This window comes from Methylophaga frappieri (assembly GCF_000260965.1).
GTDB classification, from domain to species: domain Bacteria; phylum Pseudomonadota; class Gammaproteobacteria; order Nitrosococcales; family Methylophagaceae; genus Methylophaga; species Methylophaga frappieri.
In genome coordinates this window covers 2,123,544-2,139,653 of sequence record NC_017856.1, presented here as the reverse complement: position 1 = coordinate 2,139,653, position 16,110 = coordinate 2,123,544, and the positions used below count along the sequence as shown (strand labels likewise).

The window sequence follows — 16,110 nt, the reverse complement described above, 5'->3', positions numbered from 1 at the left end:
ATGTGGTTTACTGTTTTTTACTGTCATCAACTTCTTCAAACTCTGCATCGACAACATCATCGGCTTGTGCGTTGTCATCTGCATCGGCGGCGCCATCACCTGCTTCGGCATTTTCAGCATAAGCCTGTTCAGCCAGTTTAGCAGCCGCTTCAGACAGCGCGGTCGTTTTGGCTTCGATGTCCTCTTTGTCTTCACCTTTAATCGCTTCTTGCAAGGCTTCGACAGCGGATTCGATCTTGGCTTTTTCATCTGCAGCCACTTTGTCACCCAAATCTTTCAGTGATTTGGTCGTGGCGTGAATCAGGCCATCAGCTTGGTTTCGAGCGGTTACCAACTCGTGGAACTTACGGTCTTCATCCGCATGTGCTTCTGCGTCTTTAACCATTTTTTCCACTTCATCATCACTTAAACCACTAGACGCCTTGATGACGATGGATTGCTCTTTACCCGTTGCCTTATCTTTTGCAGATACATTCAAAATACCGTTTGCATCAATATCAAAAGTGACTTCAATTTGCGGTGTGCCACGTGGCGCCGGCGGGATATCAGCCAAGTCAAAACGACCCAGTGACTTATTGGCTGAAGCCATCTCACGCTCACCTTGCAGCACATGAATCGTCACCGCAGGTTGATTGTCATCGGCTGTTGAAAACACCTGATTCGCTTTAGTCGGAATCGTGGTATTTTTTTCAACCAGCTTGGTCATCACACCGCCCATGGTTTCAATACCAAGACTGAGTGGTGTCACGTCCAGTAACAGGACATCTTTCACATCACCAGCCAGAACCGCAGCCTGAATCGCAGCACCGACGGCAACGGCTTCATCAGGGTTAACATCACGGCGTGGCTCTTTGCCAAACATGTCCTTAACCGCTTCCTGTACTTTCGGCATACGGGTTTGACCGCCCACCAAAATCACATCATTGATGTCAGATACTTTCAATCCTGCATCTTTCAGTGCCATTTTGCATGGCTCCATGCTGCGTGTGATCAGATCTTCAACCAGTGACTCCAGTTTGGCTCGGGTCAAACGAATTTCCAGGTGTTTTGGACCGGAGGCATCCGCCGTAATATAGGGCAGGTTAATATCCGTTTGCTGACTTGAGGACAGTTCGATTTTGGCTTTTTCTGCCGCGTCTTTAAGACGTTGCAAGGCCAATGGATCTTTACCAAGGTCAACGCTTTGATCCTTTTTAAACTCTGCAACCAAGTAATCAATAATGCGTTGATCAAAATCCTCACCACCCAGGAAGGTATCACCGTTAGTTGCTAATACTTCAAACTGATGCTCACCTTCGATATCGGCAATTTCGATAATCGATACGTCAAACGTACCACCGCCAAGGTCATAGACCACAACGGTTGAGTCGCCTCGTTTTTTGTCCATCCCATAAGCCAGTGCGGCTGCCGTCGGTTCGTTGATGATCCGTTTGACTTCCAGACCAGCGATTTTACCGGCATCTTTTGTCGCCTGACGCTGAGAATCGTTAAAGTAAGCTGGCACCGTTACCACCGCTTGGGTGACTTCTTCACCCAAAAACTCTTCTGCGGTTTTTTTCATTTTCATCAAAACGCGAGCAGAAATTTCTGGTGGCGCCATCTTTTTGTCGTTGGCCGAAATCCAGGCATCGCCATTGTCCGCCTCAACGATTTTATACGGCACCATATCGATGTCACGTTGCACCACATCTTCTTTGAATTTACGTCCAATCAGACGTTTAATACCGTAAAGTGTATTTTTGGGGTTGGTAACGGCTTGACGCTTGGCGGACTGCCCAACCATCACCTCGCCATCTTTGTTAAACGCAACAATTGACGGGGTCGTCCGATCGCCTTCACTGTTTTCAATGACACGGGCTTTGCCATCTTCCATTACTGCGACGCAGGAATTTGTTGTCCCTAAGTCGATACCAATAATTTTAGCCATAACTTATTGTCTCCATCATGCTTAAATTCATACTGGCCGTGCCAGCTGTTGTTTTGTTAAATGGGGCAACGCAATGCGAATTTCAAGCCCCTGCTTTATCTGGGTTTTATTGCGCCACGACAACCATCGCCGGACGGAGTAACCGACCATTAAAGCGGTAACCTTTTTGCATCACTGAAATCACCGTATTAGAAGCAGCTTGCTCAGAAGGCTGCATGGCGACGGCTTGGTGTGACTCCGGATCAAAAACGTCACCCTCAGGATTAACCGGTTCCAAACCAAACTTGGCAATGGTGCTCAGCAACAATTTCAAGGTCATATCCATGCCTTCACGCACTTTATCGGTGTTGGCATCATTTTCCTGCGCAGCATTGATGCCGAGCTCAAGACTGTCGCAGATTGGTAACAGTTCGGTAACGAACTTGTCGAGCGCATGCTTGTGGGCGTTTTCCAAATCACGACTATGACGTCGGCGCATATTTTCCAGATCCGCGCGGGCACGAAGCAGCTCGTCCCAATGCGCTTCAGCTTGTTTTTGAGCTGCAACCAACTGGGCGGCTAAATCAGCGTCCGTCGGTTGCGCTGTATTTTGTGCTGCTTGTTCAGTTGCCTCAGCCTGATTGGCTGCGCTTTCTTCCATTGTTGGTTTGTTTTCCTGGCTCATGATTGCCCCATTCGCTGTAACATTGAGTCACCGGAGTTGGGGATTAAAAAAATTTTTTCAAGCCAAAACAGATTTTTTTATTACCGCTAAAAAGTCAGGCGGTTCAGGTTGATTTTAACCAGACACATTTACCACCACTGGCTTTATCAATTTTTTCCAGCATGGTCTGATGCGCTTGTTGTTCAGCAGCACTCGCTGAAATCACTTTTAATGGCAACTGCGAGTCTGTCGAAATGACAGGTTGGTCAGCTTCTCTACTTTGTGTATTGGAAAGTGGCTCAGCCGCCAACGTCAGGCTGACTTGGCCTCCTGTCATGGCCAAATAAACATCCGCTAAAATTTCGGCATCTAACAGAGCGCCATGCAATTCGCGATTGGTATTGTCAACGTCGTAGCGTTTGCACAAGGCATCCAGATTATTTTTTTGTCCGGGATGCCTATCTCGGGCCATGATAAGGGTATCGGTCACCTGACACAGGTTACGAATATCCGTAACCGGCGCCGTCATCTTTTTCAGCTCATGGTTGATAAAGCCAACATCAAATGGCGCATTATGAATAATCAGCTCTGCACCATCGATAAATGCCAGAAAAGCCTCTGCAATATCACTAAACTCAGGTTTGTCAGCGAGAAATTCATGCGTAATGCCATGCACCTCCATCGCACCCGCATCAATTTCACGATGTGGGTTAATGTATTGATGAAATGTTTGGCCAGTTAGACGGCGTTGAATAATTTCGACACAGCCAATTTCGATAATTCGATGATCATCTGCCGTGCTCAACCCCGTTGTTTCGGTATCCAGCACAATTTGTCTGCTTCGTTTCGATGTTGTCATGGTTAACTCAACGATTCTCTTGCTTGAACTGCCAGTTGATCGGCGCGTTCGTTATCCGGATGGCCACTATGGCCACGCACCCATTGCCAGTCAATCTGGTGTGGCTTTGACAAGGTAACAAGCTGTTGCCACAGATCAGCATTTTTCACAGGTTGTTTTGCCGCTGTACGCCAATTCCGGGCAAGCCAGCCTGGTAACCATTCGGTCATTCCTTTCATCACATATTGCGAGTCTGTGGTGATGGTAACGTGGCAAGGTTGCTTTAACGCTTGTAATCCAGCAATCACCGCCATCATTTCCATTCGGTTATTGGTCGTGTCGGCTTCGGCACCCGATAGCATTTTTTCAGTTTTTCCGGCGCGTAAAATCACCCCCCAGCCACCTGGCCCGGGGTTACCACTGCAGGCACCATCCGTATACATCTCAACCTGTTTCATACGTTCCTTTACGACTCACTACTTTGCCTGCCAAGGCGGGACTGACAAACATCGGCGTCTTTTGCCGACGCGTTTTAAGGGGGGTTAATCGATAATAATTCTTTCGGGCAACTATCACGGTGATGGCACCGAAATAGGGCCAGTAACGACTCCCCCAGCTTTCCAGTCGGCTTTGTTTTGGTAACTGCCAAGGCAATTGATAGAGCATGGCGTGTTTTTCAACTATCTCAAAATCCAGCAGGGTTAACCAATCAATCAGGCGCCAACGACTAAAAAAATGTCCGTGCCATGGTGCTGCACGATATTGAATCAGTTTCCGTAGCCCCCACCAACTAAGCGGATTAAACGCAAAAATAATTAAACTACCCTGCTCTGCCAATACGCGATCGGCTTCTCTGAGCAACAAGTGGGGCCTGTCAACATATTCGAGCACATGCGCCAGAATCAGTTGATCCACGCTATCAGACGGCAGAGACAAGGGCAGCGGGGCGCTAAGCAATTGCTGCTGATGACAAGGACGATTGATTTTAGGTAATAATCTCTCACCACCACCCAACTGTATTTGCCAATGTCCCGTAAACCCGGCAGCATGACGCTGTAACCAGTTTTGCTCAGCGCGAATGACCGCTCGGCCATTCACACTTCGCCACCAGTCTGTCATCCTTGCTTCAGCGGTTTTATTTCGAGTGACCATGTTTCAGGAGCCTGTTTTGCCTGTTCATACTGTCCCTGCATTTACTGATAATTATATCTGGCTGATTGAGTCGGCGCAGTGTCGGCAAGCATTGATCGTGGATCCAGGCGAAGCAGAGCCGGTTTTGACTGCGCTGCAAGATGCTCAGCTGACCCCAAATGCTATCTTAATCACCCACCACCACGCCGATCACACGGGTGGTATTGAAGCCCTTAACCACCACTATGATATCCCGGTTTATGGCCCTCATAGCGAACAAATAAAAGGCGTCACCCATCCTATCTTTGCCGGCTGTCTTATTCAGCGTGACGGCTTCCCACCTATTTATGTTCTTGACACCGGCGGGCATACGCCTGGCCATATTAGTTATCTTATCGACCAGAAATTATTTTGTGGTGATACCTTATTTGCCGGCGGTTGTGGTCGATTGCTGGGTGGGACAGCGCCTCAGCTTTTTGCCTCATTGATGGCACTGAAATCGCTGCCTGACAGTACCCGTGTGTATTGCGCACACGAATATACGGAAGCGAACCTCGCCTTTGCCCAAACGGTGGAACCGGAAAATACTGCATTACAACAACGGCTTATCTACACACGTCGGCAACGCGCAGCCGGTCAGCCTACCGTTCCCAGTAGTTTGGCTGAAGAAAAAGCAACTAATCCTTTTCTACGTTGTGATGAGCCAGCCGTAATGGCCGCTGTCTCAGAAAAAACCGGTGCCCAGTTAACAAGCCCGGAAGCGGTCTTTACGGCACTGCGGCAGTGGAAAGACAACTTCCGGTCAAGTTAACGAAGTAATCAGCTGTTTTGTGGTTCGGCGTCCAGATCCGCCTTTGAGCCGCTTTCTGGTAATGGCTGATTAAGATGCAACTCCATTTGCGGAAATGGAATGGTAATTTCATTAGCATCAAAAGCCAGTTTCACCTGCTCCAGCAACTCCGCTTTAGCAACCCCAAAATCACTACGATTTACCCATGGCCAGACAATAAAATTGACACTATTGTCTGCTAATTCCCCCACCCGAATAATCGGGGCTGGATCGGCCAATACCATCGGATGCGCCGTCACAATATCGGTTAACAGTTGTTTTGCTTTCAACAAGTCACTGTCGTAACTGATGCCAAAAACCATATCAATCCTTCGTGTATCACGTGCCGAATAATTGGTGATGGTATCTGCGTATATCTGACCATTGGGCACAATCACTTCACGATTATCTGTCGTGCGCATAATAGTGCTGAAAATGCTGATTTTTTCGACAATCCCCATCACCCCGGCCACTTCGACAAAATCATCCAACTTGAAAGGTCGGTTGATAATCAACATCACCCCAGCGGCGAAGTTCTGCAATGAGTCTTTCATCGCTAAACCGACAGCCAAGCCAGCCGCACCCAGCACAGCAATCATCGAAGTGGTATCAACACCCAGCTGGTCCAGCGCTGCAATCAACACAAACAACAACAAAATGACATTGGCAATGGTGCTGGTAAAGTTAATCAGAATCGGGTCAATATTAGCTCTGACCATCAGTTTGCGGGCAATTTTTATCAGCCAGCGAACGACCACCCGACCAACCAGGACGATAACTATCGCCAGCAAAATATTTAGAAACAGATCGCCAATAAGGCTTCCGGTTTGCATATTAAGTCCTCTGTTTTAAAGTAGTAACAATGTCATGAATCAGATTTGGGCCCTGATAAATCAGGCCACTATATATCTGAACCAACGCCGCACCAGCCGCTAATTTAGCCGCCGCGTCCTCACCACTGCTGATTCCGCCAGCGGCGATAATTGGCATTTTCTCAGGCAACACTTGACGGAATTGTCGAACAATTTCCGTTGACTTGGCAAATAAGGGACGACCACTCAGTCCGCCCTTTTCTTCGGCCAATGGCACAGTGGCAACCTGCTCTCGGTCTAAGGTTGTATTGGTTGCAATAACAGCATCAATCTCATAACGGGTAAAAGCCGCTGCCAATTGGGTTAATTCTTCTTGACTGATATCGGGGGCAACTTTCACCGCCATGGGTACATAACGATCATGCTGCACAGCAAGCGCTGCCTGCGCCGACTTTAATGCCGAAAGCAAATCATCCAAGGCTTGACCAAACTGCAGATTTCGTAGCCCCGGCGTATTGGGAGAGGATATATTAATCGCCACATAATCAGCATAGGAATAAACCCGGTTTAAACTAAACAAGTAATCTGACATCGCATCAGCAACCGGGGTGTCAAAATTTTTGCCAATATTAATGCCGACAATGGTATTTTTTGTTCGAGCGACCTGAACCTGCTCGGACAAATACTCAACCCCTTTATTATTGAATCCCATACGATTGATGATCGCCTCAGCGTCCGTCAACCGAAACAATCGTGGTCGTGTATTACCGGGTTGCGGACGAGGCGTCACCGTGCCGACTTCGATAAAACCAAAACCAAGTTGCGATAGAGCTTCAATATAATCTCCATTTTTGTCCAGCCCGGCCGCCAGTCCAAGGGGGTTGGCAAACGTTAAGCCCATAACTTCAACCGGAGCAAACACCGGCTGTTTCACCAGCAAGGGCAACAAGCCTGACCATTCAAGCCATTTCAGACCATTTAGACCAAAATGATGGGCCGTTTCCGCATCCAGACGAAACATGAGGTTACGTAATAATGGATAGATTTTCATGATGCTAAAGATACCTGATAGCCTGTAAATTTTCGGATGTTGAGTACGCCGGTATCCAATATCAAATACTGGCCCTTAATGCCCATCAGCTTGCCACTGATTTCGGGCGTTTTATCAAAATTCAGGGAGGTAACCTTGTCCGGATATCGGGTTACCGGATAGCTAATATCAACCGCCGGCTCAGCATATAAATGACGGATGGCACCTGACTCAAATTGAGACTGTAACGCAGTAATATCATCTTGAAAGGACTCAAATAACTGGTCTCGCTCCTTAGCCAGATCCTGCGGCGGCGCTTCACCCTTAAGCATTTTCCGCCAATCCGTTCGATCTGAGATATGACGTTTGAACATGACCTCCACCAGTCCTGACTGATATCGACTTTGAACCCGAAAGATCGGTAACGCTTGGGTTGCTCCTTGATCTAACCAGCGTGTAGGCACTTGTGTCTGCCTGGTGATGCCCACTTTAAGACCCGAACTATTCGCCAAGTAAACGATATGCTCCTGCATACATACTGACAAGCCCCACTCAGGTTCACGACAGGTACCTTGTGAAAAATGGCAGGTTTCCGGTTTCATAAAACACAAATCACACTGCGCCAGACGCTGCGAGCACGGAAAGCAAAATCCACCACTGTAACTTTTCTTGATTTTGACCTGACAACACTGGCAAAAAATCTGACCTGCATAGGTAAAGTGTAATTGCTGGCCCAGTAACTCGTTCATTGCCACACCCTGATCGCCTAACCGTAATGTGTAATGCACCTCGCCGTGTTCAGACAGATCCGCCTGCATTTTTTCAAGTTGCCCTGCGATCACTTTTTTCCTGCCTGTCATCTTGCTAATGACATAGTTTACCTGAGCGTGACTTGGTCTGCTTAAGTGAACAAATCCGCGCAATCTGGATGCGTTAACCAAGGCTTATCTCATCAAACCAATTCTGATTTAAAGCCGAGCACAAGCGAGATTAGCGATTGCCGGAAAAATTCCTGCTGGCACCTTGACGACGAATGGCGTATAAAATGTGTGCAATTAATTGCTTAGACAAACTAGATGAAGCGTCATGTTAAACGTTAATAGCCTGTTGAGGCTTGGCGTTACTGTGTTGTTAGTGCTTATCTCCGGTTGTAGTACCACACAAAAGCAACCCGAAATGCGCACTGAAAATACGGTAAATAGCCAGCCAGTCCTTGCCGCCGTCCAACAACGACCGCCTCACTGGCAGCGAAATCATATGGTGACGCTTGAACCAGATGAATTCGATCTGCAGCTGCTTGCTGAGGAAAACGACCAGCCTATGACCGATGTCTGGCAGCGTATTCGTGCCGGCTATGCCATTGATGACTATCGTAGCTTACATCCCGAAACACAAACCCGATTGTCTTGGTTTGTTAAACACCCAGATTATGTCAACCGCGTAGTCGAACGCGCTCGACCATACCTATTTTATATCGTTGATGAACTGGATAAGCGCGACATGCCGATGGAAATCGCCTTACTGCCCATCATCGAGAGTGGTTATCAACCTTTTGCTGTTTCATCCAGTGGCGCAGCTGGTATCTGGCAATTTATCCCAGGTACCGGAAAAGTGTTTGGACTGGAGCAAACCTGGTGGTATGACGGTCGCAGAGACGTCATTCGTTCCACCGATGCGGCGCTGGATTATTTACAAAAACTACACGGCTACTTTGGTGACTGGCAGTTAGCCATCGCCGCCTACAATGCAGGGGAAGGTACGGTTGGTCGCGCTATCAAACGTAATCAGGAATTAGGGCTTGATACCGATTTCTGGTCTTTGGATTTACCGGTAGAAACAACCGGCTACATTCCAAAATTATTGGCTGTCGCACACCTGATCAAACGACCAGCACAATACGATATTGCACTCAGTCCAGTGCAAAACGTCCCGTTTTTATCCGTTGTCGAAACAGGCAGTCAACTGGATATGGCCGTTGCTGCTGATCTTGCTGGCATGGATAAAGATCAGCTATATCAACTCAACCCAGGCTATAGCCGATGGGCAACCGCACCTGACGGACCACATCAGCTTGTCCTGCCGATCAGCAAAGCATCCGCTTTCAAATCCGCATTAGCGCGCTTGCCAGAAAATAAACGGTTAAGTTGGCGACGACATACCGTTCGTCGAGGCGACTCTTTGGGGAAAATTGCCAGTGAACATCAAACGACTGTCAATGCTATCAAAACCGCAAACCAACTCTCCAGCAACCTCATCAAAACTGGTGCAGAGCTCATTATCCCTGCCGCTGGGCAATCAGCACCCACTGTTTCGCAACCTAGCAAGCAAAAACGTAGCCAATACACGGTAAAACCGGGCGATAGCTGGTGGCATATCGCACGTAAATATAATGTGGATGTTGGCGATCTTGTCAGTTGGAATAACAAGTCTGCTCAAGATATGCTGCATGTTGGTCAAGCCATCATCGTCTGGCAACCAATGCAAAAAAGTCATAAACAAACCGTCAATTACACCATTCGTAATGGCGATTCCCTTTGGAAGATTTCTCGCCAGTTCAATGTATCGGTGGCGGATGTCAAGGTCTGGAATAATCTCAGCGAATTCAGCCTGCTTCAACCCGGCCAGAAATTAACCCTCTATATCGATAGCTAACGTGCTACATGTCGCGCTGTATGAGCCAGAAATCCCACCGAATACTGGCAATATCATCCGCTTGTGTGCCAACGCAGGCGCACAGCTACATTTGATTGAACCGTTAGGATTTACGCTGGATAGCAAACAGGTACGACGTGCCGGGTTGGATTACCATGATCTGGCTAATGTCACAGTACATGCCGACTATTCGATATTTTTAGCGTGGTGTGCAAAGCGTCGCATCTTTGCCTGCACGACGAAAGCCAGACAGCACCACCATCAAGCCAAGTTTACAGATGAGGATATTTTATTATTTGGTCCGGAATCACGTGGACTGCCCAGTCAGGTACTGGACTCACTTGCTGACAAACAGAAAATTCGTATTCCGATGCGGGCAGATAGTCGAAGCCTGAACTTGTCGAATGCAACCGCTGTTATTTTATATGAAGCATGGCGCCAGCTAGATTTTGCCGGCGCCATGAAATTTGATTAGCAACGTTTAACTCGCGTCTTACTTGATTAAGAGCATATTGCGAGGCCCTTCAGGAACGTCTACAGAGCGAATCTGAGCACCTTTTTCAACATCGGCCACAGAGAGACTGTTGTCAAACCAATTGGTCACATATGCTTTCTCGCCTGATGGACCAAGCTGTAACGTTTCTGGCATTTTACCAACGGCTGTTTCATTAACAACTTCTAACGTCTTTGCGTCAAACTGCCGAACGGCATTGTCGTTTTGATCCACAACATAAAAGACAGAGCCATCCGCATTGACCGTTACATCATAAGGTGCGCGTCCCGTATCAACGGTATTGAGCACCTTATAGCTTTTTGCATCAATCACACTCACGGTATTATCTTCGATAGATGTCACGTAAATTTGTGACATTGCGGCATTAAAAGCGACGGCATAGGGACGTTTTCCCGTCTCGACAATCGCATTGACGCGAGGTCTATCCGCATCCAATACGGTTAAAGTGTTATCACCTTTATTCGCTACAAAGAGTTGGCGCCCATCGATATCAATTGCAATTCCTGTTGGACTATCGCCTACTGCTAAAATATCAGTGATTTTGGCCGTATCGGTATTCACGACCAATACCGCACCTCGAGTCCAATCACTGGCAAACAGCTGTGGTTTCTCGCTATCCAACACCATTTCAAATGGTTGTCCGCCAGTCACGACGGTTGCTACCGTTTCGAGGCTGACTCGGTCAATTACGCTAATTTCGCCTGCTTCGGGATGAGAAACATATAAGTAGTCTGTTTTTGGGTCGTGAACCAGTCCAAATGGCCCTTCAGGTAAGTCGACCTGTTTCGTCTGAGCCAGTGATTCGCTATCCAAAACGGTTAGTGCTGACGCCGCCTGACTAACAACGTAGACAGATCCAGACCAACTGGCCAGCGGCAGCGCCGCCAGACCAGTTACCGCCAGCAACTTTAGTAAGTTACTTTTCAACGGCATCTTTGATTCCTTGTAAACCTGCTTGGGCGTATTCAGTCATGGCTTTAACTGCAGCCGCATCGTTCAGGTTTTCTGGTGGAAAATTACCGGTATCTGCACGGTAAAAACGCCCACTCCAGCTAACCGTTGTTTCATTTTTTGCTGAAGATTCAGCTTGAATTGAAATTGTAAAAAAGCTTACCGGGATAGCATCGAAGTTTTCTTCAAGCAAACGATAACTGATCAGATATTCATCAGCATTACGGTCATCGAGACTTTCCGTAAATTTTTCACCGCTGGCCAAGGTAATAACCCGGGTAGTTTCATCCGTATTTTCAACAGCTTCGACATGTGGATGCCACTCACCAATTTGACCAAACTCACCAATTACTTCCCATACTTCGTCTGCAGATGCTGCAATCGTGATTGATTCATCAACTTTTTGCGGCGTAGGACCATGAGCGTAAGCCTGACCAGTCATCCACAAAGCAAAAAACAAGACCATTAATTTAATTTTATTCATGCGATACGTTTCCATCTTTGATTATTATGGTTGAAGATTAGAGTTGCCAACCGTTTCCACGGCGTCATTCACTATCCCAACCTGAGTAAATTTATAAACTTTTTCTGTTCCCGCAATTTTTACAATATTCTTATAAACCCAAAACTCAACCTCCCCGCCTTGATTTTCTCTTTTCTCTTTTGAAAAAGGTTTCCCCAGTTGTTCTTCAACGTAGGATTTATTTTGACCTGAGATTGCTTTGATAAAAACAAACTCATCAACAGGCAAAATAAGATCTTCTTCGGCCATTACTGAAAATGACAAAATTGATGCAAAAAACAATGCGGCTATCTTAGAAAACATAGGCAAACCTCGCGGTTAGATAAAGTAAAAGGGATTCATTAAAGCGATTTGACACGCCGGGTGATAGAGCATTATCCGACGCAAGACCAAGGATTTAACCACAAGATTAAATGTGAAAAATTCCTGTTTTTTCATTTTCATCCAAACATGCTTTAAATAATGCTGTTGTGACTAAATATGACTACCTATAATTAGGAAAATTCATTTTCATTACGCTGGGATTTTAAGTGGATATAGTTTCGCTTACTCGAAGCAGTAAAAAACGTGCTTGGTTAGACTTAAGCTTGATCACTCTTGCTTCGGCAGTGACATGGATATTGGCTGGGAGCTTTGATCTTGCTGAGCGCTGGATAAATTGGGCAGCGCTAGGTGAGCATTTCCAACTAGATGAAATTCTCTTTGTTCTTTTGGTCAGTTGTATTGGCTTGATGTGGTTTGGCAAACGACGATTTGCTGAAATCCAAAAAGTGCTTGATCAGAAAATGCAGATTCAACACTCTCTTGAGAAAAAACATCAGGAAGCCAGCGAACTGCTTCAACAAAATCGTGCGTTGATTAAACATATTACGCTGCTTCGTGAATCAGAGCGGAATCAACTTGCCGGAGAATTACATGATGTTTTCGGGCAATACCTTGCTGCAATTGATGTAAATGCTTCTGTTGGCTTGCAAAAAACGGCAAAGGAAAGCCCGCTATTCAAAACCCTTACAACGATTCAAGAAAGTGCCGACTACCTACGTAACGTCACGCGTTCAAAATTACGAAGCATTAAACCACCAGGTCTAGATAAAGTCGGTTTAACGGCGTCGATTGAGGACCTCATCAGTCAATGGCTATCCTCATTCCCTAATTTACAGCTAAAGCACGCTTTGGATTTAGATGACGAGTCGATTGATTACGACACTTCACTGACTTTATATCGTTGCTTACAGGAAGGCCTCGTAAATATCAGTCGCCATGCTAATGCCACATACATCGACCTAACAATGAACATGGATCAACAGGGTGGCACCCCGACTGTATGTATGCGGTTATCTGATAACGGCCAAGGGTTTGAAGCGAATAATTTAATTGGTAAAGGAATGGGGTTAATCGGCATTCGGGAACGTGTTAACGCTTTGGGTGGAGAGTTTGCCCTAAAATCCGAACCAAATAACGGCACCGAAATTATGATCGTTATTCCACTAAACGCACCCCTTTAAAAGTGAGGACAAAGTTATGCATGCGCAACAATCAATTTCAGTACTGCTGATTGATGATCACACCATCTTACGAGAAGGATACTCCCAATTATTAGAAGCGGCTGGCTTTACCATTGCGGGGCAAGCAGCTAATGCCGAAGAAGGTTATCAAGCTTTTATTACAAAAAAACCAACTGTTTGTATTGTTGATTTGACTATGCCTGGTTCAGGCGGACTGGAATGTATACGACGCATATGTGCAAGAGATAGCCAAGCAAATATTCTTGTCTGTAGTATGCACGAAGAAACCTCACTCGCAATGCGGGCTTTAGAGTTAGGCGCCCGTGGTTATATTACGAAATCCAGCTCAACCGAAGTGTTAATCGAGGCAGTTAAGCAAGTCGCAGCTAAACAACACTATCTTGGCGCTGGTGTCGCTCGCTCAATCGCCATTGAAAAACTCATAAATAGTGATAACAAGATAAATTCACTCTCACATCAAGAGTTTGCTGTATTTAGAATGACAGCTGAAGGTCAAAGCATCGAAGAGATGGCTGCCAATTTAACTTTAGCCCCAAAAACCATCTCAAATTACAAAACAAACATGATGCGTAAGCTGGGCACAACAAAGCTGGCAGATATTATTTTTCTGGCGCAAAAGATTGGTGTGATTCATCCCCCACATGAAGGATAATTTTCCCGAGCCATAATCCCTGCTTTAAATGTGACATACTCCCTAACCCTTCGAGGGTTGCCGGCTCTAACGCCTCCTTTACCGAAAGGCTGATGATTACCGACGTGCACAGTTTACGTATTTTCGTTAACTGGGACACACCGCCAGCAATGACTGGCATTCGTCTGAAATTAGGAGGAAGTATGAGAGAGAACACATTGAACCGGCTCGTCAAAGTCGGGTCAGCGCTTGTCGCTGGTTCCGTCATTGGCCTCGGCGGCACAACTGCCGCTGTTGCAAACGACAAGTTGGTAGAACTTCAAAAAGATGAAGCTAACTGGGTAATGCAGGGTAAAAACTATTCTGCTAACCACTACAGTAGTTCTAAACAAATCAACAAAAAGAATGTTACGGATCTGGCTCCGGCCTGGACGTTCTCAACTGGCCTGCTGAACGGCCACGAAGGTGCGCCATTGGTAGTTGGTGATATGCTGTACATCCACACACCATTCCCTAACAACACTTTCGCTATTAACCTGAACAATCCAGGTCAAATTGTTTGGGAACACAAACCTAAACAAGATCCAGCTGCTCGTGCAGTAGCTTGTTGTGACGTTGTTAACCGTGGTCTGGCTTACTGGCCTGGTGACAGCAAAACACCTGCTATGATCGTGAAAAGCCAATTGGATGGTCACGTTGTTGCACTGAACGCAGAAACTGGTGAAGTTCACTGGAAAGTTGAAAACGGTGATATCAGCGTTGGTCAAACTCAAACACAAGCACCATTTGTAGCTAAAGACCTGGTTATCCAAGGTTCTTCAGGTGCAGAGCTGGGTGTTCGTGGTTATGTAACTGCGTTTGACATTCACACAGGTGAAATGGCTTGGCGTTGGTATGCAACTGGTCCTGACAGCGAAATTGGTCTGGCCAATAACTTCAACAGCGAAAACCCACACTACGGTCAAAAAAACCTGGGTACACAAACTTGGGAAGATGATGCGTGGAAAATCGGTGGTGGTACTAACTGGGGTTGGTACGCTTATGATCCTGACTTAGAAATGTTCTACTATGGCTCTGGTAACCCAGCACCATGGAACGAAACTATGCGTCCTGGCGACAACAAATGGACCATGACTATCTGGGGTCGTGATGTAAACACTGGTTTGGCTAAATTCGGCTACCAGAAAACACCACATGATGAATGGGACTATGCTGGCGTTAACGTCATGATGCTGTCTGAGCAAGAAGACAAAGATGGCAAAATGCGTAAATTGCTGACTCACCCTGACCGTAACGGTATCGTCTATACATTGGATCGTGAAACTGGTGATCTGGTTTCTGCAGACAAAATGGATGACACTGCTAACTGGGTGAAAAAAGTGGATCTGGAAACTGGTTTACCAATCCGTGATCCAGAGTTCAGCACCAGAATGGGTCACCGTTCACGTGACATCTGTCCTTCAGCAATGGGCTTCCACAACCAAGGTATGGATTCATACGATCCAGAACGTGAACTGTTCTACCTGGGTATTAACCACCTGTGTATGGATTGGGAACCGTTCATGTTGCCATACCGTGCAGGTCAGTTCTTCGTGGGTGCCAACGTATGGTCTTACCCTGGTCCTAAAGGCGACCGTGCAAACGGTATCGGCTCAGGTCAGGTTAAAGCCTACAATGCAATCTCTGGCGATTTCGCTTGGGAAAAAATGGAGAAATTCTCTGTTTGGGGCGGCACCATGGCAACAGCTGGTGGTTTAGTATTCTACGGTACGCTTGACGGCTTCATTAAAGCTCGTGATGCGGACAACGGCGACCTGCTGTGGAAATTTAAACTGCCTTCTGGCGCAATCGGTCACCCTATGACTTACACTCATGATGGCATTCAATATGTTGCTATCAACTATGGTGTAGGTGGTTGGCCAGCTGTTGGTCTGGTATTTGACCTGAATGACCCATCTGCCGGTCTGGGTGCAGTAGGTGCCTTTAAAGAATTGGCACGTACAACCCAAATGGGTGGTGGCTTCATGGTCTTCTCTCTGGATGGCGAAAGCCCATACACTAAAGACTTGAGCGTTGGTGAATACGAAATGTAATCATCTGCTC

17 protein-coding genes are annotated in these 16,110 nt (G+C 46.6%); 6 read left to right on the top strand and 11 right to left on the bottom strand.

Features of this window, described 5'->3' with window-relative positions; translation table 11 throughout:
• Nucleotides 1–7: 7 nt before the first annotated feature.
• From dnaK to Q7C_RS10265, 5 genes are all read right to left on the bottom strand, one after another.
• A complete protein-coding gene (gene dnaK / locus Q7C_RS10285; protein ID WP_014704699.1) occupies nucleotides 8–1,927 on the bottom strand; it encodes a molecular chaperone DnaK in 1,920 nt (639 codons plus the stop codon).
• 106 nt (nucleotides 1,928–2,033) lie between these two features.
• Nucleotides 2,034–2,591: a nucleotide exchange factor GrpE gene (gene grpE / locus Q7C_RS10280; RefSeq protein ID WP_083839462.1), complete on the bottom strand. Its 558-nt coding sequence runs from the start codon at nucleotides 2,589–2,591 to the stop codon at nucleotides 2,034–2,036.
• Between the two features lie 103 nt (nucleotides 2,592–2,694).
• Nucleotides 2,695–3,429, bottom strand: a complete 735-nt coding sequence (dnaQ, locus tag Q7C_RS10275) for a DNA polymerase III subunit epsilon (RefSeq protein ID WP_014704695.1) — start codon at nucleotides 3,427–3,429, stop codon at nucleotides 2,695–2,697.
• A gap of 2 nt (nucleotides 3,430–3,431) precedes the next feature.
• Nucleotides 3,432–3,866, bottom strand: a complete 435-nt coding sequence (gene rnhA, locus Q7C_RS10270; RefSeq protein ID WP_041366699.1) for a ribonuclease HI — start codon at nucleotides 3,864–3,866, stop codon at nucleotides 3,432–3,434.
• On the bottom strand, nucleotides 3,853–4,560 hold the full coding sequence (locus Q7C_RS10265) for a class I SAM-dependent methyltransferase (RefSeq protein WP_014704693.1): 708 nt from the start codon (nucleotides 4,558–4,560) through the stop codon (nucleotides 3,853–3,855). Before Q7C_RS10265 ends, rnhA begins: the two co-directional genes overlap by 14 nt.
• A 16-nt stretch (nucleotides 4,561–4,576) precedes the next feature.
• Between Q7C_RS10265 and gloB the strand changes: the two genes are divergently transcribed.
• Entirely contained in the window at nucleotides 4,577–5,350 is a 774-nt protein-coding gene (gene gloB, locus Q7C_RS10260; RefSeq protein ID WP_238532312.1) for a hydroxyacylglutathione hydrolase, read from the top strand.
• Nucleotides 5,351–5,358: 8 nt separating this feature from the next.
• Here gloB and Q7C_RS10255 read toward each other — a convergent pair whose 3' ends face one another.
• Genes Q7C_RS10255 through Q7C_RS10245 form a run of 3 tightly spaced genes read right to left on the bottom strand, consistent with a single transcriptional unit; the run spans nucleotide 5,359 to nucleotide 8,052 of the window.
• The gene (locus Q7C_RS10255; protein WP_014704691.1) at nucleotides 5,359–6,201 is read right to left on the bottom strand and encodes a mechanosensitive ion channel family protein; all 843 of its coding nucleotides are present in this window, start codon (nucleotides 6,199–6,201) and stop codon (nucleotides 5,359–5,361) included.
• A gap of 1 nt (nucleotide 6,202) precedes the next feature.
• On the bottom strand, nucleotides 6,203–7,231 hold the full coding sequence (locus Q7C_RS10250; protein WP_014704690.1) for a quinone-dependent dihydroorotate dehydrogenase: 1,029 nt from the start codon (nucleotides 7,229–7,231) through the stop codon (nucleotides 6,203–6,205).
• Nucleotides 7,228–8,052, bottom strand: coding sequence for a DUF2797 domain-containing protein (locus Q7C_RS10245; RefSeq protein ID WP_014704689.1), 825 nt, complete (start codon nucleotides 8,050–8,052; stop codon nucleotides 7,228–7,230). Before Q7C_RS10245 ends, Q7C_RS10250 begins: the two co-directional genes overlap by 4 nt.
• A gap of 244 nt (nucleotides 8,053–8,296) precedes the next feature.
• On the opposite strand from Q7C_RS10245, the gene Q7C_RS10240 reads away from it, so the two are divergent.
• Together Q7C_RS10240 and trmL are read left to right on the top strand one after the other, a co-directional pair.
• Nucleotides 8,297–9,862 (top strand): LysM peptidoglycan-binding domain-containing protein, encoded by a 1,566-nt coding sequence (locus Q7C_RS10240; RefSeq protein WP_014704688.1) that lies wholly within the window; start codon nucleotides 8,297–8,299, stop codon nucleotides 9,860–9,862.
• A 1-nt stretch (nucleotide 9,863) separates the two neighbouring features.
• On the top strand, nucleotides 9,864–10,337 hold the full coding sequence (gene trmL / locus Q7C_RS10235; protein ID WP_014704687.1) for a tRNA (uridine(34)/cytosine(34)/5-carboxymethylaminomethyluridine(34)-2'-O)-methyltransferase TrmL: 474 nt from the start codon (nucleotides 9,864–9,866) through the stop codon (nucleotides 10,335–10,337).
• Between the two features lie 18 nt (nucleotides 10,338–10,355).
• Here trmL and Q7C_RS10230 read toward each other — a convergent pair whose 3' ends face one another.
• Genes Q7C_RS10230 through Q7C_RS10220 form a run of 3 tightly spaced genes read right to left on the bottom strand, consistent with a single transcriptional unit; the run spans nucleotide 10,356 to nucleotide 12,153 of the window.
• Nucleotides 10,356–11,309 (bottom strand): YncE family protein, encoded by a 954-nt coding sequence (locus Q7C_RS10230; protein WP_014704686.1) that lies wholly within the window; start codon nucleotides 11,307–11,309, stop codon nucleotides 10,356–10,358.
• A complete protein-coding gene (locus Q7C_RS10225) occupies nucleotides 11,293–11,811 on the bottom strand; it encodes an SRPBCC family protein (RefSeq protein WP_014704685.1) in 519 nt (172 codons plus the stop codon). Before Q7C_RS10225 ends, Q7C_RS10230 begins: the two co-directional genes overlap by 17 nt.
• A 24-nt stretch (nucleotides 11,812–11,835) precedes the next feature.
• Complete coding sequence (locus Q7C_RS10220) at nucleotides 11,836–12,153, bottom strand: hypothetical protein (RefSeq protein WP_014704684.1); 318 nt, start codon at nucleotides 12,151–12,153, stop codon at nucleotides 11,836–11,838.
• Nucleotides 12,154–12,380: 227 nt separating this feature from the next.
• Here Q7C_RS10220 and Q7C_RS10215 point away from each other — a divergent pair, with 227 nt between their 5' ends.
• The 3 genes from Q7C_RS10215 to Q7C_RS10205 all read left to right on the top strand — a co-directional run bounded on the left by Q7C_RS10215 (nucleotide 12,381) and on the right by Q7C_RS10205 (nucleotide 16,100).
• A complete protein-coding gene (locus Q7C_RS10215; RefSeq protein ID WP_151194757.1) occupies nucleotides 12,381–13,355 on the top strand; it encodes a sensor histidine kinase in 975 nt (324 codons plus the stop codon).
• Between the two features lie 16 nt (nucleotides 13,356–13,371).
• A complete protein-coding gene (locus Q7C_RS10210) occupies nucleotides 13,372–14,028 on the top strand; it encodes a response regulator transcription factor (protein WP_014704681.1) in 657 nt (218 codons plus the stop codon).
• 182 nt (nucleotides 14,029–14,210) lie between these two features.
• Nucleotides 14,211–16,100 carry a methanol/ethanol family PQQ-dependent dehydrogenase gene (locus tag Q7C_RS10205; protein WP_014704680.1) on the top strand — a complete coding sequence of 630 codons (1,890 nt, stop codon included), beginning with the start codon at nucleotides 14,211–14,213 and terminating at the stop codon, nucleotides 16,098–16,100.
• The last annotated feature ends 10 nt before the right edge of the window (nucleotides 16,101–16,110 follow it).